The following is a 1,980-nucleotide window of genomic DNA, read 5'->3' as shown; positions in this document are numbered from 1 at the left end:
CAGATACTGGAGGTAGAGTAACGCAGGAGCTTGTTACCGAGGATCACTATTCGCTTCAATCATCTGCCTTGCCTACAGCACTTTGAACTCCCGCTGAAAGATCACATATTTAATAGGATTGGTATTAGCTGTTAGCCTGTTTGCATGAGAAAAGGTTTGTTTTTGGTACCAAGATCTTTTTTTTCGTATTTTTTTGATATAGATCGCTACTTTATTCTACCAATGACATACGCTTAATTTAGGACTGTTATCGATTTTATCGGGAGCAACATATGCATATGACTTTGCAGTTTTTCGGAGCAACTCAAGAAGTTACAGGATCTTGCCATTTACTCACCGTGAATGAACAGCAAGTGTTACTTGATTGTGGGCTTATTCAAGGGAGTAAAGCTGATGCGCTACGTAACCACGATCCTTTTCCATTTCAACCGCAACATATCCATGCTGTTGTATTAAGCCATGCACATATTGACCATTCAGGTCGGTTGCCCTACCTGATAAAAGAAGGCTTTACAGGACCTATTTATACTCAAAGAGCGACCGCACAGCTCTGCAATGTGATGTTACGTGATGCGGCGATGCTGCAAGAAAGAGACACCGACAGGCAAAATAAGAAACGTGCAAAACATGATTTAGAGCCACTTGAACCATTATTTACTGAAAAAGAAGTCGATCAAGTGATGTCGCAGTTTGTGATGCTCGATTATGGTCAACGAGTACAAATTGCCGATGCGGTAGAGATTTGCTTATCTGATGCTGGGCATATTCTTGGCTCAGCCGTCGTTGAGTTGTGGTTAGGCAATAAACCCGAGCAGAAAAAGCTGGTCTTTAGTGGTGATTTAGGCCGAGCTGGAATGCCAATTTTAGACGATCCAACATCAATCGAACACGCCGATTTAGTGTTAATGGAAAGCACATACGGCGATAGATTACATCGAAGCTGGCAAGATACATTGGTTGAGCTTAAATCCATTTTTAAAAGCACCATTAAAGAGAGCCGTGGCAATATTTTAATCCCTGCTTTTTCTGTTGGACGGTCTCAAGAGCTACTTTATCTGTTTCATTTGTATGCCAAAGAATGGGATTTATCGCGCTGGCGTATTTGCTTAGACAGTCCGATGGCAATAAAGGCAACAGAGATTTATGTGAATAACTACCCGCTAATGGATGACGACTTTAAGCGTTTTACCCGCATGTCACCTGGGGAACATCCATTATTATCTTGTGCCGACTTTATTAATAGCACTGAAGAGTCGATAGAGCTGAATGATATTCACCAAGGCTTGATTGTTATTGCCGGTAGCGGCATGTGTAATGGTGGTCGAATTCGCAATCATTTTATGCATAATCTTTGGCGTGAAGAAGCTGACATTATTATTTGTGGTTATCAAGCGATGGGAACACCAGGGCGTTTATTAGTTGATGGCGCTGAAGAGTTAACGATTCATGGTCAAAGTATTAGAGTGGCTGCAAGTATTCATACCGTAGGTGGTTTGTCTGCTCACGCTGATCAAGCTGAGCTATTACGCTGGTACCACCATTTTGAACAGTCGCCAGGGGTCATATTGGTTCATGGGGAGCCAGACGCTCAACAAGTGTTGATGGATGCGCTAAATCAAGACCCTGCCACTAAACCTAAAAGTAGCGCAATTGCGGAGCGAGGAGATTGTTTAGATTTAACCGCTTTACCTGAGTTTGTGTGGCTAAATACAGCCAGTGAAACGTCAGAATAAGGTGGTTTTAATTGATGCTTAACCAGTAGGCTTAAGCATCAATTTCGTTTTGCAGTTTTTCGATACTATCTAATACCAATCCTATTAAATATGTGATCTTTCAGCGGGAGTTCAAAGTGTTGTAGGCAAGGCAGATGATTGAAGCGAATAGTGATCCTCGGTAACAAGCTCCTGCGTTACTCTACCTCCAGTATCTGACCGCCATGGATGGTGGGAATGTCTTATTTTTTATGGAAAAAAATAGACC

The 1,980-nt window shown here is 42.1% G+C and carries 1 protein-coding gene; it reads left to right on the top strand.

Annotated elements, in window-relative coordinates; translation table 11 throughout:
* Positions 1-272: 272 nt before the first annotated feature.
* Entirely contained in the window at positions 273-1,733 is a 1,461-nt protein-coding gene (locus ACWXWT_RS20365; protein ID WP_456043390.1) for an MBL fold metallo-hydrolase RNA specificity domain-containing protein, read from the top strand.
* Positions 1,734-1,980: the final 247 nt, after the last annotated feature.

The organism is Shewanella sp. A22, from assembly GCF_053850585.1.
This window is presented reverse-complemented; position numbering and strand designations above follow the sequence as displayed.

What these genes read in the sequence shown, in the direction of transcription:
- ACWXWT_RS20365 (WP_456043390.1), top strand. Translation starts at nt 273, where the DNA reads ATGCATATGACTTTGCAGTTTTTCGGAGCAACTCAAGAAGTTACAGGA.